11 protein-coding genes are annotated in these 24,844 nt (G+C 62.7%); 3 read left to right on the top strand and 8 right to left on the bottom strand.

Translation table 11 applies throughout. From position 1 onward, the window contains the following. Nucleotide 1: 1 nt before the first annotated feature. Nucleotides 2–2,854, bottom strand: coding sequence for a monovalent cation/H+ antiporter subunit A (locus tag ACEW8Q_RS14660; protein ID WP_373504793.1), 2,853 nt, complete (start codon nucleotides 2,852–2,854; stop codon nucleotides 2–4). Nucleotides 2,855–3,246: 392 nt separating this feature from the next. Between ACEW8Q_RS14660 and ACEW8Q_RS14655 the strand changes: the two genes are divergently transcribed. Beyond that, the gene (locus ACEW8Q_RS14655; RefSeq protein ID WP_373504792.1) at nucleotides 3,247–7,899 is read left to right on the top strand and encodes a LamG-like jellyroll fold domain-containing protein; all 4,653 of its coding nucleotides are present in this window, start codon (nucleotides 3,247–3,249) and stop codon (nucleotides 7,897–7,899) included. Nucleotides 7,900–7,975: 76 nt separating this feature from the next. On the opposite strand, the gene ACEW8Q_RS14650 is transcribed toward ACEW8Q_RS14655, so the two are convergent. The 6 genes from ACEW8Q_RS14650 to cls form a co-directional block, all read right to left on the bottom strand. Next, a complete protein-coding gene (locus ACEW8Q_RS14650) occupies nucleotides 7,976–8,758 on the bottom strand; it encodes an SDR family NAD(P)-dependent oxidoreductase (protein ID WP_373504791.1) in 783 nt (260 codons plus the stop codon). Nucleotides 8,759–8,836: 78 nt separating this feature from the next. Next, entirely contained in the window at nucleotides 8,837–10,297 is a 1,461-nt protein-coding gene (locus ACEW8Q_RS14645; RefSeq protein WP_373504790.1) for a TULIP family P47-like protein, read from the bottom strand. 11 nt (nucleotides 10,298–10,308) lie between these two features. Then, entirely contained in the window at nucleotides 10,309–11,994 is a 1,686-nt protein-coding gene (locus ACEW8Q_RS14640; RefSeq protein WP_373504789.1) for a TULIP family P47-like protein, read from the bottom strand. A gap of 53 nt (nucleotides 11,995–12,047) precedes the next feature. Further along, nucleotides 12,048–14,381, bottom strand: coding sequence for a TULIP family P47-like protein (locus tag ACEW8Q_RS14635; protein WP_373504788.1), 2,334 nt, complete (start codon nucleotides 14,379–14,381; stop codon nucleotides 12,048–12,050). Between the two features lie 38 nt (nucleotides 14,382–14,419). After that, nucleotides 14,420–15,733 carry a TULIP family P47-like protein gene (locus tag ACEW8Q_RS14630; protein WP_373504787.1) on the bottom strand — a complete coding sequence of 438 codons (1,314 nt, stop codon included), beginning with the start codon at nucleotides 15,731–15,733 and terminating at the stop codon, nucleotides 14,420–14,422. Nucleotides 15,734–16,128: 395 nt separating this feature from the next. Then, complete coding sequence (gene cls / locus ACEW8Q_RS14625) at nucleotides 16,129–17,577, bottom strand: cardiolipin synthase (RefSeq protein WP_373504786.1); 1,449 nt, start codon at nucleotides 17,575–17,577, stop codon at nucleotides 16,129–16,131. Nucleotides 17,578–17,791: 214 nt separating this feature from the next. Here cls and ACEW8Q_RS14620 point away from each other — a divergent pair, with 214 nt between their 5' ends. Continuing rightward, nucleotides 17,792–19,723: an autotransporter assembly complex family protein gene (locus ACEW8Q_RS14620; RefSeq protein ID WP_373504785.1), complete on the top strand. Its 1,932-nt coding sequence runs from the start codon at nucleotides 17,792–17,794 to the stop codon at nucleotides 19,721–19,723. Continuing rightward, nucleotides 19,723–23,865, top strand: coding sequence for a translocation/assembly module TamB domain-containing protein (locus ACEW8Q_RS14615; RefSeq protein ID WP_373504784.1), 4,143 nt, complete (start codon nucleotides 19,723–19,725; stop codon nucleotides 23,863–23,865). The genes ACEW8Q_RS14620 and ACEW8Q_RS14615 overlap by 1 nt, the downstream gene beginning before the upstream one ends. On the opposite strand, the gene ACEW8Q_RS14610 is transcribed toward ACEW8Q_RS14615, so the two are convergent. Continuing rightward, nucleotides 23,859–24,797: an SMP-30/gluconolactonase/LRE family protein gene (locus ACEW8Q_RS14610; protein WP_373504783.1), complete on the bottom strand. Its 939-nt coding sequence runs from the start codon at nucleotides 24,795–24,797 to the stop codon at nucleotides 23,859–23,861. The genes ACEW8Q_RS14615 and ACEW8Q_RS14610 overlap by 7 nt on opposite strands. Nucleotides 24,798–24,844: the final 47 nt, after the last annotated feature.

Genomic DNA, 24,844 nt, shown 5'->3' with positions numbered 1-24,844 from the left:
CTTATGCCTTCTCCTCGGCCGCCACGCGCGACGGGTCGACGTCCATGGGATAGGGGCTGGGCCGTTCGCCCGGCCGGTGCGCCAGGCGTGACAGGCTTTCGAGCGCCAGCATTACCGCCCCGACGACGCAGAGGAAAACGCCGGTGTCGAAGGCCATTGCGGTGGCCAGTTCGAATTTCTCGATCAGCGGAAGCTTGAAGTAGCCATAGCTGCTGGTGAGGAAGGGCCGCCCCGCAAGCCACGATCCGGCGCCCGTGACAAGAGCCGCGAATATCCCCATGGCTACGATGCCATGATAAGGAAACCGCTGCCGCGCCGCCGCCCAGTCGAAACCGCTGGCCATATACTGCATGACCAGCGCGATGGCCACGATCAGCCCCGCGATGAAACCGCCGCCTGGCTCATTGTGCCCGCGCAGGAAGATGAAAACGCCGACTATGAGCGCGATCGGCATCATCACGCGCGTCGCAACCACCATGATGAGCGGATGGCTGTCACCGGCCTCGCCAGGGTCTGGCGGACGGTTTGCGAGCCACTTGCCCACTGGCCCGTCAAGCACCACCTCGATCAAGGCATAGATGACAAGAGCAGCGATGCCGAGGACGATGATTTCACCGAATGTATCGAAGCCACGGAAGTCGACAAGAATGACATTCACCACATTCGTGCCGCCGCCGCCCGGCTTGGCATTCGCGAGATGATAACCGGCAATGCTGTCCTGCGTGAAGTCTGTCATCTGGATCGCCATGGTCAGCAGGCCAGTGCCCAAACCTGCACCAATTGCGATGACAGCGTCGCGGACGTGTCTTCCACTGCTTCCTTCGCGCGGGGTGTACTTCGGAAGGAAGTTGAGAGCCAGCAGCAGCAGGATGATCGTCACGACTTCGACCGAGGCCTGGGTCAGCGCCAGGTCGGGCGCCGAGAAATAGGCAAATCCGATCGACACGATCAAGCCGTTCACCCCCATCAGTATGAGCGCCAGGAGGCGGTTGTGGTGCAGCACGATGATGCCGGCTGTCGCCACCATCACCAGCAGCCAGCCGATCAGGGGAACAATCGTGAGGGGCATCAGGCCGCGCGTAGCAGCACCGGGCGTGCCACTGAGCCATGCCGCCGCGCCGGCGAGGCCCACCGTCAGGGCGAAGACCGCGCTGTATCGCGTCATCGCGCCATTGTGCAGGCCGCCCGTCAATCCTCTCGCCATGGCAACGAGCCGTGTCATCGTCCAGTCGAAAATCGCCTTTGCGTCTGGCCTTGGCACGGCAAGCCTCAGCCGGTCGAGCGGACGAAGCAAGGACAGCACGACGAGACCTCCGGCAGTGGCGATGGCAGACATGAGCAGCGCCGGGTTGAAGCCATGCCAGATCTTGAGCGTATACTCCGGCAGCATGCCCCCGGTGACGGCACGCGAGGCAACCTCAAGCAGCCCGCCGGCCACTGCCGCAGGCATGATGCCGATCACCACGACGATCACGACCAGGAGAGCAGGGGCCAGCCAGAGTTCCGGCCCGGGATCATGCGGCGTTGCCGGGTAGTCGTGGCGCTCCGGTCCCAGAAATACACCACTCACGAAACGGAATGCGTAGGCCGCAGACAGCAGCGCGCTGAAAGTTACCAGCACAGGCACCAGCCAGGGTGTCCCCGCCCAGACGGTGTGCGCCGCTTCCTCCAGCATCATTTCCTTGGACAGAAAGCCGTTGAGTGGTGGCAGGCCGGCCATGGACAGTGCTGCAACCGTGCCAATCACGAAAACGATGGGCATGAGATGACGCAATCCCCCCAGCCGCTTGATATCGCGCGTGTGTGCCTCATGGTCGATGATGCCGACCGTCAGGAACAGCGCCGCCTTGAAGGTGGCATGATTCATGATGTGGAACACCGCGACGACGGCAGCCAGAGGAGTTCCGAAACCGAGGAGCATGGTGATCAGCCCAAGATGGCTGACCGTGGAAAATGCCAGAAGGGCCTTGAGGTCATCCTTGAACAGGGCGATCAGCGCGCCTGCCAGCATGGTCACGAGACCCGTGGTTGCGACGATGTAGAACCATTCCGGCGTGCCCGAGAGCACGGGCCAGAGCCGGGCCATGAGATACAGGCCCGCCTTCACCATCGTGGCCGAATGCAGGTAGGCTGAAACCGGCGTTGGCGCCGCCATGGCATGCGGCAGCCAGAAATGAAACGGGAACTGCGCCGACTTCGTGAAGCACCCCAGAAGGATCAGGATCAGGGCGGGAACATAGAGCGGGCTCGCCTGGATCGCGGCCTTGTTCTGAAGGATGACACTGAGATCGTAACTCCCAGCCATCTCGCCGAGGAGCAGCATTCCGCCAATCAGCGCCAGTCCCCCCATGCCGGTGACAGCGAGTGCCATCCGCGCGCCCTGCCGACCCTCCGGCAGGTGTTTCCAGTACCCGATGAGGAGGAAGGAGGAGAGCGATGTCAACTCCCAGAAGATCAGCAGCAACAGCACGTTGTCGGACAGGACGATGCCGACCATCGCACCCTGGAACAGCAGCAGGTAGGTGAAGAATTGACCCATCGGATCTTCGCGCGACAGGTAGAACCGCGCATAGACGATGATGAGCAGGCCGATCCCGAGGATCATCCCGGCGAACAATAGTCCAAGCCCATCCAGAAAGAAGTTGGCGTTGAGCCCCAACACCGGCAGCCAGTCCAGGCGGTACTGGACTACCTCACCCGCAAAGACGGCTGGCGCGTGGGCCAGGAGGCCGACCAGCGCACCAAGGGTCACCACCGCCGCCGACCAGGCACAGGCATTGCGCCCGGCGCGGATCATCAGACCCGGCAGCAAGGCACCCAGAAACGGCAGGATGGCGATCAGAATCAACGGCAACTGGCGTGACCTCCTTCAAAGTTCTTGTTGTTCGGAGCCGTAAGGGAATCAGATTTCATTCGGAAACGTCCGTCAACTCAAGTGCGGAATACATGGCGAAAGCCCGTTCCGCCATCACTCATGGCCAATGGGCAAGGAATTTCCATCACATCCCTTCCCGCAGCCCTTCCCGCACTGGGGCGATGGGCGGCAAATGGTTGCCAGCAACGGGCCGGACCCCCATTGCCGATGAGCGGCCCACGAAAGGCCGCAATCTGTCACAAATTTGAATGTGATTCTGTCAGTTGCGTTGAGGGTTCGTCAGCCCTTTTCGGGTTCCTTGATGAAACCCATACACCGCTAGTTGTAAGAGCGGAGTACTTGGCAACGCCTACCAACAGGAGAGCCGCCCAATGGCAACGAGACCCATCAAGCCCGCTGTGACCGGAACGACAGGCACGGGTCTCGACGCCCTGGTGTCGATGATTTCAAGCGATGCGGGCCTCAACAACAACCTTGCCCGGAGCGAGATTTCGGCGGGCGCCAAGGCCGCTGATGGCATGAACACCCTGATCGTCAACGCCATCCGCGCAACCGGCGTTGCCAATGACGGTACGCTCTCGACCTCGGATGTCTACGATGTCAGCGCCTACATCCACACGAAGAACCTGAGTGCCTGGACCGCCTTTCATGGCGATGACGAGAATGGCGTGGAGACCGGCTTCCACCTGGTCCAGAGCGATGGCGCGCAGGCCCGCATGTTCGGCCAGAACCTCATCGATACCGTGGCCGACGGCATCTACCACACCGGCTTCGAGATCCAGTGGGGCCGCTTCCTCAACGAAGACGGCAATTCCAATGCCTCGGTCGAGACGGTGGCCTACTGGCTGACCGAGTTCCTGAAGTCGGACCTCGCCAGCGGCAACCTCGCCAATGCGAATGTGGATGCCTACGCGCATGGCACCACCGGCACCGGCCTCGACAGTCTGATCTCCACGATGGCGGAGGATGCGGGGCTCAACAACCGCATCGCCACCAGCCAGATCACCAATGGCCTCAAGGCCGCGGATGGCATGAACAACATCATCGTCAACGCCATCCGTGCGACAGGCGTGGCCAATGACGGAACCCTCACGACCTCCGATATCTATGATGTGAGTTCCTACATCCAGACCCACAACCTCGCCGCCTGGACGGCTTTCCATGGTGATGACGAAAATGGCGTGGAGACGGGTTTTCACCTGATCCAGGGCGATGGCAGCACCACGCGTGACTATGGCGAGAACCTGATCGATACGGTCGCGGACGGCCTCTACCACACTGGCTTCGACATCCAGTGGGGCCGCTTCCTCAATGAAGACGGAAATGCCAATGCCACGGTCCAGTCGGTAGCCTACTGGCTGACCGACATGCTGAAGAACGATCTCGCCAATGGCAACCTCGCGAACAATACCGTTGAGGCCTATGCGAGTGGCACAACCGGCACGGGCCTCGATTCCCTGATCGCGACGATTGCCGGCGACGAGGGGCTGAATGGCCGCATCGCCACCAGCGAGATCACCGCAGGCCTCAAGGCCGCCGACGGCATGAACCAGATCATTGTCGATGCCATCCGCGGAACCGGCGTTGCCGATGACGGAAGCCTCAGCGATGTCGATGTGCGGGACATCAATACCTATATCAGGGAGCATCACCTGGCCGAGTGGACGGCTCTCCATGGCGATGACGAGGACGGCGTCGAGACGGGGTTCCATCTGGTCCAGAACGATGGCGCGGCCCGCGAATTGTGGGGCGAGAATGCCGCGAACACCGTGGCGGACGGTCTTTATCATGCAGGCTTCGAGATCAAGTGGGACCACTTCGTCAACGAGGACGGCAATTCCAACGCTTCCGTAGGGCAGGTCGCCGAGTGGCTGAGCCTGTTGCTGAAGGAAGACCTCGCGTCCGGAAATCTTGACAGCAACCATGCGCCGGTCGATCCAGCCTCGCTGGCGGATGACATTGCCTACCAGCTCACCGAAACGCTGACGGTCGAAGCGCGCGCGGGGTATCGCGAGGTCGGGAATGTCGCTGGCCTTGCGCTGAAAGAGGGCACATTTGCCCTGACCTTCGTGGCAGATTCACCCAATGACGGCGACTACAACGTGCTGTTCTCCAAGGATGGCTCGGGCTACGGAGATGGCGGACACATCACGGCCTGGGTGTCCGATGGCCGCCTCAAGGTGCTGCTGCAATCCAGAAACGGCGAGGTCACGCTGTCATCTGGTGAAACCCGGATCGAGGCAGGCCAGGCCTATGACATGGCCTTCACCTTTGGCTCCGAAGGCGCCCAGCTCTATCTCGATGGCGTGAAACTCGATACCGCGCCGGAGTTCACCGCGAACCTCGCGGGCAACAGCCAGTCGCTGGTCATCGGCGCGGGCACCTGGGGTCGCAGCGCCTCGAACCCGTCCTGGATGTGGGATCACTTCGACGGAACCATTTCCAACTTCACCGTCTATGACAAGGCGCTGGACCGCCATGAAGTCGAGGCGATCAACACCTCCGGCAGCTTGCCCGGCCTGACACCGGGCAACGCTTCGCGCGGTGGTGAGCTACCCGCGGCCTATGCTGGAACCGGATTGACGGGCGAGGTCTATGACCGGAATGCCAGCTTCAGCAGCATCAATGATTTGGCAAAGCACATCGCGACCACGGCCGCGCCCTCCCAGACCTTCGACGCGAAACGGATCGACTTCGGTACGGAAAATGATGGCGCGGCATCGCTCTCGCAATTCATCGGCAGCTCCGGACGGATGACCAGCGGCGGTGGCAATACCACCATGGAAACCATCGGCATCAAGCTTTCGGGCTATGTGTGGATTCCGGCGGGGAACCATCTGGTGACCGTGCGGTCCGACGACGGCTTCCTGCTCAAGATCGGCGGCCAGACGTTTTCCAGCGAGAGCGGCGGGCGCGGCTTCGAGCCGACCGCCAAGGCAGCAGAGTTCGGCGGCGGCCTCTACAAGATCGAACTGATCTATTTCGAGAACTATGGCGGCGAAGGGCTGCGCTTCGAGATCGATGGCAAGACGGTCGGCGCGGACTCCTTCTACAAGTCGATTGCGGACTATGACAAGGCGCTCGCCGACAAGGGCCCCATGCCTTCCAATGGCCTGCCTGACGTTGACGCCTTGCCTGAAGGCACCACCGGCACCGGGCTTGATGACATCGCCGGCGTGATTGCCAGCGATCCGGGACTTGCAGCGCGTGTCGATCACGATGACCTCGCGCTGGCGGCGCGTGCGGCGAACATCATGACCAACCTGATCGTGGAAGCGATCCGCGCGACGGACACCGCAAGCGACGGCGACATCACGACGTCCGACATGTATGATATTTCGTCGTACATCCGACTTCGTCACGAGGAGGCCTGGTTCCTGGCTCACGGTGACGACGAGGGTGACGAGGAAACCGGTTTCCATCTGGTTCAGAACGACGGCAGCGTGACCTCGCTGTTTGGCCGCAACGCCATCGACACCATCGCGGACGGAATCTTCCACGCGGCTTTCCCTATCAAGATGGGCGCCTTCCTCAACGAGGACGGCAACGGCAATGCGCGCGTGGAGCAGGTAGCCTTCTGGATCAACGAATTGCTGGCGGATGACTTCGCCACCGGCGAACTCGATCCGTCGGCCTTTCTGGCTGGCGTTGCCGACATGGTCGAGAGCGCGGCCTCGCATGTGAACGCGGGACGGGTCACCGTTTCGATCACGCTGAAAGGCGCCGCCCTCGATGCAACGGGCAACAAGCTCGATAACGTCATCACAGGCAATGGCAACGGCAATTTCCTCGACGGCGGCGATGGCGACGACCGGCTGGAAGGCGGTGCCGGAGACGACATGCTGGCCGGCGGCCGCGGTGGCGACACCATGATCGGCGGCACCGGCAATGACATCTACACGATCGACAGCGCGCTGGATGTGATCGAGGAAGTTGCAGATGCGAGCGGCGGCATCGATACCGCCTATGTGTTTGCCGATCTCACCACCTTCAGGTTCGCTGACGGGCTTGAGAACCTGATCTATCTGGGCAAGACAGGGCTGAAGGTGAACGGCAATGCCGCAGCCAACGAGATCGAGACGAATTACGGCATCGACACGGTCAACGGCGGTGACGGCAACGATGTTCTGTCCACCGGGGCCGCCGCAGATAGTCTCACGGGCGGCGCGGGCGATGACATTCTGGACGGTGGCATCGGTGCCGATTCCATGAGCGGCGGTGACGGCGACGATATCTTCTACGTCGACAATGATTCGGACGCGGTGATCGAGCGGACATCGCAGGGTACCGACACGGTCTATGCGAGCATCGACTATCGCCTCGCCAGCAATGTCGAGCGGCTTTACCTGACCGGCATGGCGGCACAGGCGATCGGCAATGCCCTCGACAACGCGATCTTTGGCAATGATCGGGCAAATCTCATCAATGGCGGGACGGGTTCGGACCGGCTGCTCGGCGGCCGGGGTGACGATATCTACATCAGCGATGGCGGGGACACGATCGTCGAACTCAGCGATAGCGGCATCGATACCGTGAAGAGTTCCGCAACCATGACATTGGCCGGGAACGTCGAGCGTCTGGTGTTGACGGGAACCGCTGCGATCAATGGGACCGGCAACAACATGGACAACACGATCGCGGGGAACGATGCCGCCAATGTCCTCACAGGCGGCATCGGCTTCGATACGCTCTTTGGCGGAGAGGGTGCCGACAGGTTTGTCTATACGTCGATCGCCGACAGCACGCTGGTGCGGGGGCCGGATCGCATCATGGACTTCAACCGTGCCGAGGGAGACCGCATCGATGTCAGTCTCATCGACGCCAACACTTCGGTGGCGGGTGATCAGGCCTTCACGTCACTCATCGGCGGGAACGCGGACTTTTCGGCCGCGGGACAATATCGCTTCGTGAAGACGTCGAACGGCTATCAACTTGAGTTCAACGTCGATACCGACTCAAAGGCCGACATGGTGATCTACATGACCACGGCCGATGCTGCGGCGGCGAACTGGTTCATCCTCTAGCAAAATCGTCTTGCAACCTTGATTGCTTGCCACGCGGGGGAGGCGCGGGCGCCATTCAGTTCGCCTGCGATGCCGTCTACTGTGCCAGGAAACCGCCATCGACGGGCAGCGTGTGTCCTGTGATCATGGCGGAGGCCCGGCTTGCGAGAAACAGGATGGCGGCGGCGACATCGTCCGGATCGGCGAGGCGCCCGAGCGGCGTCATCGCCTCGATCTTCGCAACGAGTTCAGGCTGCGCGAGGAGGGGCGCGATGAAGGGTGTTCGCACATAGGTCGGGGCCACCGCATTCACCCGGATGCCATGCGGCGCCCACTCGACCGCGAGTGCCCGGGTCATGTTGACGACGGCACCCTTGGTGGTCTGGTAGGAAATGTTGGGATAGAGCCCGCCGCCCGACAGGCCCATGATCGAGGCGACATTGATGATAGAACCATTTCGCTTCGCTGCAATCATGTGGCGCGCGGCGGTCCGTGCGCAGAGAAACACGCCGGTCATGTTGACCGAGACAACCCGTTCCCAGTCGGAGATCAGATGTTCGGTGGCGGGCCGCCGGATGGCCAGCCCGGCACTGTTTATCAGGTGATCGATACTCCCCTCTTGCGCGATGACATCGTCGAACATTCCTTCGATTGCGGCTTCATCGGTGACATCGACTGGCACGGCCCGCGCAGAACCGCCTTGCCGCAGGATGCACGCGGCTGTCTCCTCTCCCGAAGCCGCATCACGGTCAGCCACGATCACGTGGGTGCCGGCCTCAGCCAGCAGCAACGCCGTGGATTTTCCAATTCCGCTGCCGCCTCCGGTGACGAGGGCCGTCTGGCCATCAAGGCGAAACAAGGTGTCGGCGGTCTTGGTCATTCTGGTCTCCGGAAAATCACGGTGCTGTCAGGCTGGAAGAAAGCCCTGCGCGCCTGATTTGTCCAGAAGCCGATGACGTCAGGTGTTCCACACGCCGCCCATTTGCAGCGATCCGCTCAATCCCGCGGATTGCAGTCCGTAGTCTGCCGTATCGGTCCACACGACTGGCGCGGTGAAGTTCGCGGTGAGGTCGTCGAGCCCCGGCGCATCGCCCTTGGCGGATTCCTGGATGTTGTTGATTTCGAACTCCCCGATGGCGATGCCGCAAACCACGGCGCCGACGATCAGCGCGATCGGCGGATCGAGAACCAGCGCCAGCAGCGCGAGGATGGCGCCGAGGGCACTCATGATGCCCTTGAGGATGGCGATGCCGGGGTCGCTCCGCGAACCGGTCTGCTTTTGTGCGGGTTGCGCCTCGGACCAGGTGAGCGCGGGCTCTCCCGCCGAGGTCTTGCCCAGTCCCAGCCTGTACCAGTAGGTCGCCGTGCAGGTTCCGTAGATGCCGGGAGAGACTTCGGTCTCGACATGGGTATCGACCTTCATCTGGTCGCCCATGATCTCGATCGTGAACATCGTCAGCACGGGCATGTAGCTGTCGCCGCTGCTGTCCCGGAACACGGGGAGTTCAACGGTCTTGGCTGGCTTGAGCTGGAGCATCCTGTCGTTCGACGCGATCTCGAGGTCTGCAGTATTGAGCTTGGGCCACACCGCTGCCATCGACGGGATCAGCAGGTCTGCCAGCAAGCGGCGCGGACTGATGAGGAAACCGCTCTCGCAACCCGCCGGCACCGCGTTGTCGCTCAGCTGGGCAGTTCCGGGCACCGTGTCGTTCGAGGTCATGCAGAGCAGGCCGAGATAGCTCTTCGAATTGTCGGCGCTGTCGACGATGGCGTAGTCCATCGTGTGCGGCTTGCAGAAGGCCCACTTGCCGGTGGCGATCTTGTCGTTCAGGTCCATCACGGCGAAGACATGCGCGAAGTCGCCGAGATTGGCGTTGCACCAGTCCTGGAAACCACTCTCGACGCCAAGCTTCGCGCCGGGGAGCGACAGGGGCTTGCGGAAGTCGATGGCGACGAAGGTCGCCACCGGGTCGTTCGGGTCGGTGCTGTCGCTCCGCGCCGTCAGCGTGTGCCGGGTCGTTCCGGTGGCGGGCGCGGGCAGGGGCTTTCCATTGGAATCGGTCAGCACGGTCTTGCCGTCATGCGGAAGCAGGTTGAGCTTGATCTCGATCACGCCCAGCGCATCGGCGCAGGTGAAGAAATAGGTCTGGCCCTTGAACCTGTAGCTGCCGCTGATATTGGTCATCGGCAGCGCCATGCGCACGATGGGCCCGTCACCTTCCGGAATGACCGACCAGTCGCCGAAGTCCGCCGTCATCTGGAAGCCATTGGGATGGCCGCTCACATAGGTGAGCGACTTCGGCGACGTCTTGCGCTGGGATATGGCGCGGTTGACGCGATCGACAGAGACGGCGAATACGGTGTCCCATCCAAAGGTGGGAGCCGAGACGGCGGCCGGAGCCGCGGCGAGACTGCTCATGGGATGTCCTTTCAGGTCGACTGCAGATGCCCGTAGAGCAGCAGGCTCTGCGCGAGTTCGGCGTCCTTGAGGTCCCAGTTGTCGGCACCGGGCCATTTCGATGCGCCGAGCACGTTGGCGAGAAACGTATCGAGGGATGGCGCGCTCCGGATGTCGTAGTCGCCGTCGGTCTGCAGTTTCACGACCGCGGCGAGCCCGCCCGCGATTGCCGCCCAAACCCCGCTACAGGTCGCGATCCGGTTGACCAGCGTCGAGAACTCGGCGCGGACGGGCGTTCCGGCATCGAAGGCCGCAAGTGCCGCGGCATTGTCGGATCCGTCGATGGCGGCCTCGCTCAACTGGGCGACTTCGGCGCCATCGATGGCGATGTCGAACATCGCACTGCCCGTGCTCCACAAGCCGGTGAGGCGTCCCACGATGGCCGTTGCTGCTGGCGCGTTGGAAATGGCCCATGACCCCGCCTTGAAAATTCCGCAGCCGAGCGGCAGCACCGACAAGGCAATGGCCACTATCCCCATCGTCCTTTCGAAATCCACTGCCTGCTGGTCCGGCGTGACCGTGATCACCGGCTTGTCGACATAGATTGGGACCTTGTTTCCATTGACGGTCTGGTAGGCGAAGTCCGGCACCAGTACCTGTTCGCCATTGGCGTTCTTGCCGAGCGATATCTTGAGGTACTGCCGGAAGCTCAGGGTGAAATCGTCATTGCCCACCATCAGCGCATGCGTGAAGGTCATCTGGGTGAACTCGAGCTCGATCTGGTCCTCAACCACGCTGATCCGGAAGTTACCCTTCGGCACACGCGGCGTCACGACCGTCCCGTCAACGAGCGTCATGCCGATCCAGTCCAGGTCCTTGTTGTTGGTGACGACCAGGCCATCTCCGATGATGTCGAAGTCGGCGAGTTGCGATCCCTTCAGGACGCTCTGCGCGCCAGGCTTCAGGATGTGTTCGGCGAATTTCTCGCCGCTGATGGCGAGCACGCAATTGCAGCCCGCTGGCAGGTTCTCGACAGCCGCCGGATCGATCTGCTGGGACAGCTTGGCGATCGGGTCGCCGTCGGTCGCGCACAGCGCTGCGAACACGCTGGTCTTGCCGTCCGTGGTGGTGGCCGCCGCGTAGGAGATGTCGGTGGGTTTCAGCCACTGGAAATCCGCCTTGGCCGCCGTTTCGTCCAACATGATGGCGTGGAAGATGTGCTTGAAACTGCCGATGTGGGCGTTGAACCAGTCCTCGAACATGAACTGGAAACTGTTGCGGAGGCTCGCCGGAACGATGCTGATGACGGTCACGGCGGGGTTGGTCGACGTCGACTGGTCGTTCGCAATCAGGATGCGCGCGGGCGCGGTCTTGGCAGGCGTCGTCGCGGTCTTGTCGATAAAGGCGCTGGCCTGGTCGTCGAGGGTCTTGAGCGTGATCTCGATGTTCAGCGAGGCCTTGGCGAGATCGACCGTCTTGCCTGAATCTTCCGCGCCCGTGCCCGACACGATGGGACACATGAAGGAGACCATTTCGCCGGTGCGCAGGCTGGTCTTCTGCCAGGGCCCCCACACGCCTGTGATGGAAGCCCCTGTGCTGGGGTCGGTGTTGTCGAATGTCTTCGGTGTCGTCCCCTGGCCCGCGATGGCGGCGTTGAGCACGTCATCGGTCACGACATTCGCCGTGTCCCAGCCCTGAAGATTGATCTCGCGTCCCATGCCGTGCGTCTCCTTGAGGTGCCGATGGTGTCAGTCGTGCGGAAGGTCAGCGATCATTTCATTTCGCCATAGATGAGGAGGCTCTTGGCCAGCCTTGCACCCTTGAGAGTCCATGTCTTCGTACCGGGCCAGGTGTAGGCGGCCAGAACCTGGTCGAGGAAATAGTCGAAGGTGAGGGCGTCCCTCAGCGTATCCACCTCGCCGCTCGTGTAGCGGGCGAATTCCTTCGTGCCGGCCAGTCCACCGGCGATGCCCGCGCCAAGTGCGGTCACCACGCCTCCCACGATCGCCACCTTGGTGATCGTGGCCAACTCTCCAAATGAGCACATTCCACCACGTTGAGCGGGAAGCGAGGCGTCATAAACGATTTCCCTCATGACAGACTCTGTGCTGTCATATTCGGAGCCATTGGGGGCAATCCATTTTCCTGCGTTGGAACTCGGCGCATAAGGCTTCAACTCCGTGCCTTGAACCTGAACCTGGCCGTTCCCGGCCGCGGCTGCGCTGTCGATATCGCTTGCCAGCTGGCGGCTCCGGTAAACCCAGGCACCCGCCACATAGGCGACGTCAAGCACAGTGAAGATGGCAAGGCCGATCGCCGTCCATTCCAGGGTCTCCTGATTGGAGATGGCGGTCGGGTCCAGGTTGTATGCGATCACGAAATCCTTGATGTTGGGGGCGTCGTCGGTCGCCGGCCCATCCGGGTCCTGGTTCTTCACCACAAGCACGTTCTTCTTGTCGGCACGCTGTTCAAGCGAGAGGTAGAAGTATTGCTTGAATCCGAAGGTGGCGATGTCCTTGCCGCCAAATCTCCAGCCCGGCACATCGAATGTCACGCCGGTGAAGGTGACAACGATCTGGTTGCCGATGACCTCGATCCGCAACCCCTTGGCTGGCACGCTGGGGGTGATGGTATTGCCATCGGGCAGCTTGACCTGCCGCCATGGCAAGGCATTCTTGTTGGTGATCACCATGCCGAGGCCATCGATCTCGAAGTCTCCTCCCTTCGAGTTGGCCATTATGGTCTGGGCGCTGGTGAACAGGATCTGCGATATGAAGCGTTCGCCGCTGATCGCGAGAACGGAATTGGCGCCCTTCGGCAAACTGACGATGATCTCCGGAGCGATTTGCTGCGGGTTCGCACCAGCACTCCGGCTGGCGGTCATCGCCAGCAGCGCGAAGAGGCCCGCTCCGCCGGCGGTACTGTCCGCCACCGCGTAGGCAACCGCCGTCGGGCTCATCCAGGCAAGATTGCCCGTCGCCATCGGGGTTGCTTCATCGATGCTGGCGAACACTGTCTTGAACTGGTCGATGCTGCCGTTGAGCACGTCGTCGAAAGCCAGCATCATCTCGTTGAGCTGGTGCTGGGTATGGGCAATGCTCGCCGGTATCGTCAGGCTGGTGACGGTCACGGCCGTTCCCGCGGCGGCGCCCGAGCTGTCGGGCACGACCGTCGTCTTGCCGCCGGCGGCCACCGCCTTGAGAGTGACATCGGCATTGATCTCGCTGCCGTCGAGCTTGACGGTGGAAACGGTCACGCTTCTCCATCCGCCCCTGAAGCCAGCGGGCACCGCATGCTTGAACGGTGTGTCGCCGAAATTGGCAGTGATCGAGTCTCTGTTGGCGACACCGACGGCGGGAAACATCTCGATGCTGGCGGGGAGCGTGAAAGCCGGGTTCTTGCCCGCCACGGGATCAGCACCCGCACCCAGCCATGCGCCGTCCTTGCCCCGGAACCAGACCTTGCGCGCGTCGAGGTCGACGGCGATCCCGGCCACATCGCCCGCTGCTTCCCAGGTCGTGGCGGGGTTTGTCCTGTTCTGAACGATACTGCCGTTTGCCGCGAGGCCATAGACGTTGCCGCCATTGAGCATGTACCCGCTCGAGCGGTAGGCGTAGCCCAGGGGATCATCGCCGAAGTCGCGCGTTGCGCCGGCACTTGCAGCCACACCGATCTGGGCATTGAAATTGACGCCCGAACCCATGGTGATCTCGAAATAGAACTTGCCGGCTGTGGCGCCGATGATGGCAAGCGCACTCTGGATGCCCGTGGCCCCGCCTGTGGCTGTCAGGCCATTGTTGCTGATGGTCACCGTCTGGCTGTTCGCGGCTGCCAGCGCCTGCGATCCCTTGACGGGCGTCGAGAATGTTGCCGTTCCGGATGCAATCGGCAACTTCATCCTGAGCGTGCCGCCTGATCCTCCCGGAACGATGCTCCATGCAGTCCAGTTTCCGGACACGGTCGGAATGGCCTGAAGATCTGCCGGCGTGCCCGCAAACGTCTTGGGCGTTGCCGCCTGCGTTGCAATCGCCGTGTTGACGACATCGAAGGTCGTCACGTTCGCGGTATCCCAGCCTTGCAAGGAGATGTCTGTCGGTATCGCCATGATGTCCTCGTCCTGTATGAAAGATGCCGCGGTCTTGTTCAGCTGTGGAGATTGCACCGCATGTAGAAGGCGTCCGAAAGCGCGGCTTCCGTGACGCTCCATTTGTCGGCTCCGGGGAACACGATGGCTTGTGCCGACCAGTCACCGAGCGCCAGGTTGCCCGCATTGTTCGACACCGAATTCGAGACGGACGCTGTGACGCCACCGATGACGGCGTCGACGATGACGATCACGATGGGGCCTGCGACCGTCAGCATTGCTGGTGCAGCAAGGACATAGATCCACCATGGGATGTGGGTGTCGTGATTGGTGACGGGAGCCGCTGTCGGCGTCAGGCTAAGCTTGCCCGAGGCCGCATCGTAGCTGCAGGAAAGCGAGACTGAAGCGCTGAACGTCACATAGGAATCCTTGAGGCCGGTGATGTCGAAGATGCCGGTCGCCGCCGATGTGATGTTCGAGGCGGAAATGCCGACCACCATCGAGACGAGTACTGGCGTATAGTCAGTCAGCCCCCACCGGACCGGCTTGCAAAGGAGCGGGCCATTGTTGTTGATCTTGCCGCCGCTCATCTGGAAATTCTGTGCGATCGCTCCAGTGAAGGAAGAGGGCAGTTGACCCATGATCACGTTCTGCAGGAAGACGGGACCCGCATAGGCAATCGCGATGTCGCTGTTGGCGGTGCACAGCCCGGGATCGACGTCGCGCGCCGAGGGCACGGCGGCTGCAGCGCTCACCATGCTGAGGACTGCGAGATACCCTGCAGTGCCGCCCGACCCCGCGACGAACACATAGGCCGGACTATGCGGTGTCAGCCACGATCCAGCCCCTGCCGGTGTGAGGTTCAGCGTCGTGAACACATAGTTGAGCGAGGCCTTGCTGGCGATCAGGCAGAGCGGGATGAAGTCATGTAGCGCCGTTGCCGCGGTCTTTGTCGGGTCCTGCTTCAGCAACACACCGGAGGTATCCGGATTGACGATGTAGATGCTGCCCTTCGTGGGATCGCCGGCCTGCGAGGCGACGCTCGAGAAGTTGAACGTGAGGTTGGAAGCAGTTCCCGCCGCGTTACTCACGAAGTCGAGTTCGACCGAAGCCAGCACCACCACGCCATCGAGTTTCGCCGAAACGAAAGGGCTATCGAGGCTGCCCGTCTTGATAGGCATTTCGATGTGAAGTTTCCGGTCGGAGCCACCCGCCACGATGCGCCAGGGATCAAACGTCGCCTGCAGTGTGGTCTGGCTGGATGGATCGGAATATGAGAGCGTTGCTGGAGTGCTGGTGAATTGCAACTTCAGGAGAGCATTGAGCCTTTCGACCGCGCAAGCCACCACCACGTCCCAGCCGTAGGTATCCATGTGTCATATCCATCATGAGTTCAATGGAACAAGCGGCGCAGTGTTGGGGCATGTTCCGGCGGTCTCGATTGGCGTGCCATCTGGTTTACCCTTGGGAATACATTATGATTTCGTCGAGCAATGTCAATCACAGGTGGTGACGTTGTTTTGGCACCGTGATTTCACAACGCCATCAGAATGCCGCCCTGTGAAAGCCGCGAAGAACGCGGAGAACGCACACGCTCGTTTCCGTTCTTTTCCGCGAGTGGCCGAACAGTGCAGGGTGAGCCCGCCTGTGTGAGCGTTGGCAGACCTAGAGCAACCGGCGGTCAAATGACCGCCGGTAAGTTGCTCGAAAGCTTTGAATCTGGCGCATTTTCCGCGTCGCAAGTGATTCCACTTGCTCGCCCAATGCGCTAGAGAAGCGGCCCCATCATCGCGGCCGCGTTGTTCAGGAAGCGCCGGAAGGTGGACCAGCTTTCGACATCGGCGAGCGTGATGTCCTGCGATGCCGCGATGTAGCTCATCTGGCGGTCCCTCAACACGTTGGCCGTGGCGGCGTCCACGATCAGCACATTGTTTTCGTAGTTGAGTTCGAAGCTGCGCCGGTCGAGATTGGCCGAGCCGACAAGAGCAACCTGGCCGTCCACCGTCATGGTCTTGGCGTGCAGCAACCCGTCCCTGTAGGCCATGAGGCGCACGCCCGCTTCCAGAAGATCGCGGTAATAGCTCTGGCTCGCCACGGCGACGAAGCGGGAGTCGTTGCGGAGCGGCAGGATGAGGATCGTATCGACGCCGCGCCGCGCGCTGGCGCAAAGCGACGCCTGCAGGAACTCGTCGGGCACATAGTAGGGCGTGGTGACGATCAGTTCGAGCTTGGCCGCGTAAATGACCGAGGCGAACATCTCGGGCATGGCCGACGGCCGTGCCGTTGGGCCCGTGCCCACCACTTGCGCAATCACGCTGCCCGCCGTCTCGGGAAGCGGCGCAAGCAGCAAGGGCGAGAGGTTCTCTTGCACCGACGCCATCCAGTGCGTGGCGAACAGGAATTGGTTCTGCCGCGCCACCGGGCCTTCGAACCGCAACATGACATCGACCCACGGTGCGAAGCGGGCCTTCACGCGGAACTCCGGATCGGCGCAGTTCTGGCTGCCGCAATAGGTAATGCGGTTGTCGATCACCACGATCTTGCGGTGGTTGCGCAAGTCGATGCGCCCGGTCAGCAGATGAAACAGGGGATTGCCGACGCGGAGCGCCGCGACAGTCTTGACTCCCGCCCTTTCCATCCCGCGCCACTCCGGCGACCCGATGAGACCGCGTGAGCCGAGGCTGTCCGCAATGATCCTGCAGACCACACCGCGCGCCGCGGCACGCTTCAGGGCCTCGATGACCTTGAGGCCGTTGTTATCGGTGAGCCAGATGTAGAAACAGACATGGACTGTTTCGCGCGCGCGGTCGATGTCCTCGACCATCCGCGCGATGGCCGCATTGGAGTCGGCCATCAGCCCCACGCTGTTGCCGCCTGCTGCGGCGAAGCCGTTGACCGAAAGCGCGGTTCTGGCCAGGGCCGCAAAGCGCGGGGCGATTTCGGGCGGAGAGGCAATCGCGCCGATGCCAGGCGCTGCGGCCGGGGCTGGCAGTTCCCGCAAGGCCGCCGCCTCGCTCCTCCGCCGGCGTGATCCGACATTGGTTTCGCCGAACAGAAGATAGCCGCCGATACCGACCACGGGAAGAATGAGGATGACGACCACCCATGCGATGCGCGAGGCGGGTTCCCTGTGCGGCCGCAGGATGGCGCGGGCCGCAAAGGCCAGATGCACCAGAAGTGTCATAAGCGGGATGAAGCTGTACAGCGAGATCGTCATGTCAGCTTTGGTATTTGGCACGGCGCGAGACGGCTTGCCAGTGGAGGTTCAGCCCCGCTGCCCCGAATGACGCGATGCCATGGATGGAGGTGTTTTGACTTGCGATTTTCTCGGTCAACGTCATGAGCTTAGCGGGCCGGGCAGGTAACATTTGAGATTGCCGTCCCATGCCGCTAGAAACTGATGTCAGAGGGAACCAGCAGGTCAGTTGCGAATGAGTGGAATGCAGGCATGGAGCAGATGGAGGCGTGGCAGTGCGGTTGCGCTGGCTGTTGCTTGCCTTGCCGTGCAGCCGGCGCCTGCCAGAGCCTTCGAACTGTTCGGCGTTCACCTCTGGGGCGAGAAGACCGCAGACCCCAACGATGCCGTCGTCGATCCCGTGGCGTATGAACCCGAACTGACCTTGACAGTCGACAACCGGGATCTCCTCGATGACCTGAAGCAGTCCTCGCTGCTCATCGCCCGGAAGGGCAACCCGCCATCGGGCACGGTGGGTCTCTTGCAGCGCGCCCGCGACGATCAGGCCAATCTGGTCGGCAGGCTCTACGAAGAGGGCTATTTCGGCGCCGTCGTGCGCATCGACATTGCGGGCCGGCACATCGAGGACATTTCGGTCAGCGACACCTTCGCCGATGGCGGAGCGACGGTCCCGGTCTCCATCAGCGTCGATCCCGGACCGGTGTTCAGCTTCGGCACCATCGCAATCGCCGGCATGCCGGATGGCGGAGGGGCGGAAGCCATTGCGGCGGCCGGACTGGTGTCGGGCGCGAAGGCGACGTCCATCATCATCCGCAAGGCAGCGCAGGAACTCGTCATCGCCTCGGAGCGCGACGGACACCCATACGCGAAGATCGAGAGCCAGGATATCATCGCAGACCACGCGGCGAGCACGGTCGATGTCACACTGGTGGTGGCGCCTGGTCCGCAGGCAGCAATCGGCGCTGTGGAGGTGACGGGTGCGGACCAGCTCGACCCGGCCTTCATCGAGCGCCAAGCGGACATTCCGACGGGCGAGATCTACAGCCCCGACATTCTCGAACAGGCGCGGAAGAATCTCGCGCGCATCGATGCGCTGGGCAGCGCCATCGTGCGCCCCGCCGAAACCCTCGATGCCGATGGCGGCGTGCCCATCGTGATCGAAGTCTCCGAGCGCAAGGCGCGGACTCTGGGCGTGGGCGCTTACTATTCCAGTACCGACGGTCCGGGCGGCGAGTTCTTCTGGCTCCATCGCAACCTGTTCGGAGAAGGTGAAAAGCTGCGGATCGAGATGGAGGCAGGCCGCGAGGTGACCTCCGACTCCTACAACAATTTCGATACCTACAACTGGCGGGCGGGTTTCCAGTTCGACAAACCGGGCATCTACGGGCCGCGCGTCGACTGGCTGGTGAAGGGCATGGTCCTGCAGGAGGACACCAATCCATACTTCCGGCGCGGCGGCGTGATCGAGACCGGCCTGTCCTACAGATGGAACGACCAGCTCACGCTGGCAGGAAGCGTGTCCTATGACTATTCCTATGTCGAGGACTACTACAATGGAAAATACTACTCGATCCTGAGTGCGCCGTTCACTGCCACCTATGACACGCGCAACGACACCCTGAACCCCACCTCCGGCTTCTATCTGCGGCTTCTGGCCGAACCCGACTATGTGACCGACGAGCCCGCCATGTATGTGACGGGCGACAGCGAGTTGCGGCTCTACCGGGCGCTCGACGAAAACGAGCGCTTCGTGCTGGCGGCCCGCGGCCGCGTGGGGAGCATCGGCGGCGCCGATCTCGAGGACGTTCCGGCCCACCGCCGCTTCTATGCGGGCGGCGGCGGCTCGGTGCGCGGCTATGAATATCTGGACATTGGCCCGCGCATTCCGGGCTATGGCCCAACCGGCGGACTGTCGCGCGTCGATGGTTCGCTCGAGGCGCGGATCAACGTGACCGACACGATCGGCATCGTGCCCTTCGTCGACGGCGGCTATGTGGCCGAGAAGTCTCTTTTCGGCGGCGACGAGGAGTTCCGCTGGTCCGTCGGTCTCGGTCTCCGCTACTATACGGCTGTCGGCCCGATCAGGCTCGATGCCGCGATCCCCATCAATCCCCGTCCGGACGATCCGGATTTCGCGATCTACTTCGGCATAGGGCAGAGCTTCTGATGACCCGCATCCTCGCTCTCATCCTGCTGCTTCTGACAGCGCTTCCCGCACAGGCGCAGGAGCAAAGCGCCAATGGCTTTGTCGAGCGGCTTCTCGAAAGCGTGTTGAGCGCAGAGGGCCGCAGCCTCAGCATCCAGGACACCAGCATCTCGCTGACGGGCGACGTGACGGTTGGCCGTGTCGAGGTGAGGGATGGCGAGGACGCATGGCTCGTTATCGAGAACCTGTCGCTCGTGTGGCGGCCGCTCTCGCTCTTCGGCAAGCAGCTTGAGGTGACATCGCTCAGGGCGGCGCGCGTGCATGTGCTCCGCATGCCACGCACGCCCGAAGGAAGTGTTTCTGCTCCACAGGAATTGCAGGACCTCACTGCCGCGGCGATCAAGCAGCTTGAGATCGCCACGCTGCAGATCGACCAGCCCGTGCTGGGGCAGGATGTGGAATTGAGACTCGTCGGCTCCGGCGAAATCACGGCCGAGCCCGTGCAGATCCTGGCCGACCTGACCGCCTCGCGGCTTGACGGCAAGATAGGCGATCTTCGGCTCAAGCTGGCGCTCGACCCGCGCACGAGGAACGTTCAGGCCTCGGTCAGCTTCTCCGAGGAAGCCGATGGCATCCTTGCCAATCTGCTCAGCCTGCGGGGCGATCCTTCGGTCGATCTCGCACTCGAAGCCGCGGGCACATATGCGGACTGGAAGGCCACTTTCAGTCTCGATCTCGACAAGGCGCGGGTTTTCGACGGTGACGCCGCCGGTGTCACCGATGCCGCTGGCCAGACGATCACGGTCGAGGGAGGAGGCGCAATGGCGCAAGTCCTTCCGCCCTCGCTGGAACAGACCTTCGGCGGCACCTCCAGGCTTTCTGCCTCCGCGCGCCTGCCTGCCAACAGCGCCACGGCTGACATCGACCACATCAGCCTCGACAACGAGGCCTTCCGCTTCAACCTGTCCGGGCTCGCCGATTGGGAGGGCGAGACCAGCAACCTCGTGGCGGAAATCGCGGCGAAGAATGCCGAGGCGCTTTTCGACCTTCCCGAAACGGGTTCGCTGGGCAAGGCCAGCATCGCGGGATTGAAAGCGGGCATCACTGTAACCGGATCGCTGAAGTCGCCCGACTGGCGCATCACGATTGACTGGGCCGACCTTGCCTCCGACCGCATTGCTCTCAAGCCCTTCAGCGCCCGGCTTGAAGGACACGGCCTGATCGCCACTGCCGCGGCGCCGGTCACCTTCAGCGGTTCGCTTAATGGCGAAGTGGGGCAGGGCCGCGACGGCAGCTTGCCACCGGCTCTCACTGGTCCTCTGTCAGGTTCAGTCTCGGGCGACTGGCGCGCCGATGGTTTGCTCGGCATCGCGTCCGCGAGCCTGTCCATCGGAACATCGACGGTGGAGGCCACGGGCACGATCAATCCGTTCGGTGGAAACTACGACCTGAACGTCACGGCGCGCACGGACAGCCCCGCGACAGGGGCTGCGCTCCTCGACAAGCTTCTCGACGGGCAGGTCGCAGCGAGCGCACACATCACGGGTGGCGGCCCGGATGGGTTCTCGCTTGAGGATCTCCGTTTCAGCAGCCCTGCAATAACGGTCAATTCCACTGGCCGGGCCGATGGCAAGACCGCCGATCTTTCACTGTCGGTGTCACTTCCCGATCTCGGCGTGCTGCGCAACGGCATTGGCGGCCAGGCAAGCTTCGATGCAAGCCTCAAGGGGCCATGGTCGGCACTCGATGCCGCGCTCGACGGTGCGGGCGAGAACGTGCGGCTGCTGAACAAGGATCTCGACGCGCCGAAGTTCGTGGCCCGCATCACCTTCAGCGATGGGCGCCCGCAAGGCGACATCAGCATGAGCGGCACGCTGGGCGGACGGCCGGTCGGCATCCACGGCTCCTTCGACACCGATGCCACGGGGGCCACGATCCTCCGTGACTTCAATGCCAGTTCCGGATCGGCACGCGCGTCGGGATCGCTGGTCTGGCCCGCGGCCGGACATCCGACGGGCAAGATCACCTTCGATGCGCCCGATCTCCGCGACGTCGGTCCGCTTCTGCTGCTCGACCTGTCGGGCGCGATGGCCGGCGGCATCGACATGACAGGCGGCGGTGCTGGCCACAAGACGGCCATCACCTTCACCGGCCGGGATATCGCCAGCGGCGGCTTCGCGGCGGGCAAAGCCGAAGGCTCCGTCACGATTACCGGCCTCTTCGATCAGCCCCAGCCTTCAGGCTCCGCCACCTTCGGAAAGCTTCGCATCGGATCGCAGCTTTTCGATACGGCCACAATCAAGGCCGAACCCAATGGCGCGGATGGCTGGCGCACCACCGCAAGCGTAAAGGGCCGCGATCTTTCGGCCGATGCCGAGGCCGATGTGGTCATGGCGAAGGACAGCACCACCATCACGCTCGCGCGCCTCTCGGGCAAGCTGCGCGGCACGGCATTCAAGGCAGCGGCGCCTTTCGTGATGCGCCAGACGAATGATGGCGTCAGCATCGACAGCGCCACGCTGAATGTGGGCAAGGGCACGGTGAAGCTCGCGGGCCGCATGTCGCCGAGCCTCGATCTGCGGGCCGGCATCTCAGCGCTTCCGCTTGGCGCGTTCGAGTCGCTTGCGCGGGTGCCGGGCTTGCGTGGAACCCTGTCAGGCGATGCGACACTCAAGGGCAGTTTCGAGGCGCTCCAGGGCCAGTACAAGCTGAGCGTGACAGGCCTCACGGCATCGGCGCTGGAGGGGCTTCGGATCAAGCCGTTGACCGCCTCTGCCAATGGCACCATTTCCGGCCAGACGATCACTGCAACCCTGAAGGCTGATGGCGGAACCGATCTGTCCATCACCGCTGACGGCAAGGCCGATCTCGCCCGCTCCACCATCGACATGAAGCTGAAGGGCAAGGCCGGCAGCAGGCTTTTCAATGACCGGCTCGCGGAGAACGGCTTGCGGGCCGAGGGCAATGTCTCCTTTGATCTCCGCATCGCTGGCCCTCTGGCCAAGCCCGCCATCGACGGCGAAATTGCGCTGGCCAAGGGCGTCATCGGCGACACCGCAGGGCAGTTCACGGTACGGGACGCGCAGGGCCGCGCCAGCATCGGCGGCAATGTCATCCGCATCGTGTCGCTCACTGGCAAGACCGGCCGCAAGGGTACGGTGTCCGCCAGCGGAACGATTTCGCTCGATGCCAGCCTGAATGCCGACCTGCGGGTGAGCATCAAGGACGGCATCTACTCCGATGGCAGCTTCGTCACGTCACGCTACAATGCCGATCTTTCGATCAGCGGACCTCTGCGCGGCGGTCCAACCGTCACAGGGGAGGTGGGCCTGCGCGACACCAAGATCACGCTCAGCGAGTTGCCGCGAAGCGCCATCAAGCCCGACGACGTGAAGCATATCCGCGCGCCAGCACCTGTGCGGCGGCAGGCGAAGGAACTGGAACGATTCCGGCAAGGCGGCGGCTCCAGCCTTCGGGTTGATCTGACGCTCCGCGCGCTCGATCCGATCTCGGTCAGTGGCCGCGGGCTCAATGTGGTGCTGACGGGCGGCCTGCGCGTGTTCGGCCCCCTCAACAATCTCGGCGCTCAAGGCTCCTTCGAGATGCTGCGCGGTCGCCTCGCGCTGCCCGCCCGCAATCTCGACTTCGAGCGCGGCAGCCTCACCTTTGACCGCAACTTCGATCCGCTCATCAACTTCGTCGCGGTCTCCCGCCGCACCGACGCGACGATCACGCTGGCTGTCACGGGCCACGCCAGCGAACCCTCGATCAAGGTCACCTCCGTGCCGCAGATGCCGGAGGAAGAGGCCCTGGCACGGCTGATCTTCAACAGTTCGATGCTGGAACTCTCGCCCATCCAGATCGCCCAGATCGCGAGCTATGTGGCGACCGTGACAGGCGGCGGAGACGGCGGCATTCTGAGCGGCCTGCAAGCCGCTATGGGACTCGAGTTCACGGTCGGCACTTCCGAGAAGGGCGAGACCCAGGTCGGCGTTGCAAGGCAGATCAATGACCGCCTGTCGGTCGGCGTCGAGCAGACGACCAAGTCGAACACCACGCGCGTCAACATCGACCTTTCGGCCACGCCGAACGTCAAGCTCCGCGGCTCGGTGGATTCGGACCGCTCCTCGCGGATCGGAGTCTACTACGAGAAGGACTACTGATCCCAGCGGTTGAGCCCGTTGATCGCCAGGAACACCGAGTACAGCGATGTCGTTCCGCAGATGAACAGCCGGTTGAGCTTGGCGCCGCCGAAGCACACGTTGGCGACGAGTTCGGGAATGAGAATCTTGCCGATCAGCGTGCCGTCGGGATCGTAGCAATGAACGCCATCGGCGGCGCTGGTCCAGATGCGGCCGGCCTCGTCCACGCGAAAGCCGTCGAAGAGCCCTGCCGTGCAATCGGCAAACAGCGTGGAAGCGCCCAGCGTTCGGCCATCCTTGTGGACCTCCAGCTTGCGGATGTGCTTGGGCCCGTTCTCCATATGCGTGATGCCGGTGTCGGCGACGTAGAGATATCTTTCGTCGGCGGAGAAGGCGAGGCCGTTGGGCTTCACGAAATCATCGGCCACGATCGTGACATCGCCGGTGTCGGGGTCGGCGCGGTAGACATGGCATGCCCCGATCTCGCTCTCGGCGCGTCCGCCTTCATAGTCGAAGAGAATTCCATAGGGCGGATCGGTGAACCAGATCGATCCGTCCGACTTCACCACGGCGTCATTGGGCGAGTTGAAGCGCTTGCCCTTGTAGCGGTCGGCGATGACGCGGATGGACCCGTCATGTTCGGTGCGCGTCACGCGCCTAGCGCCATGCTCGCAGGAGACGAGGCGGCCCTGCGGATCGACCGTGTTGCCGTTGGAATTGTTCGACGGCTGGCGGAAGACGGAGACTGAGCCATCGCAGTCATCGTAGCGCAGCATGCGGTTGTTCGGGATGTCGGACCATACGAGATAGCGCCCCGCCGCAAACCAGGCCGGCCCCTCCGACCAGCGCGCGCCCGTCCACAGCCGCTCGACGCGGGCATGACCGATCAGGCAGCCGGAAAACCGCGGGTCGAGCACTTTAAAGCCAGTGCCTTCGACTACGCCGTGAAACATCGGAACCTCCATCGTCATTTCCCTGGGTGCTATCGATAACATCGCCC

It is taken from the genome of Aestuariivirga sp. (assembly GCF_041738905.1).
Classification (GTDB): domain Bacteria; phylum Pseudomonadota; class Alphaproteobacteria; order Rhizobiales; family Aestuariivirgaceae; genus Aestuariivirga.
The sequence above is the reverse complement of the archived record's forward strand: the minus strand, read 5'-3'. Positions and strand labels throughout refer to the sequence as shown.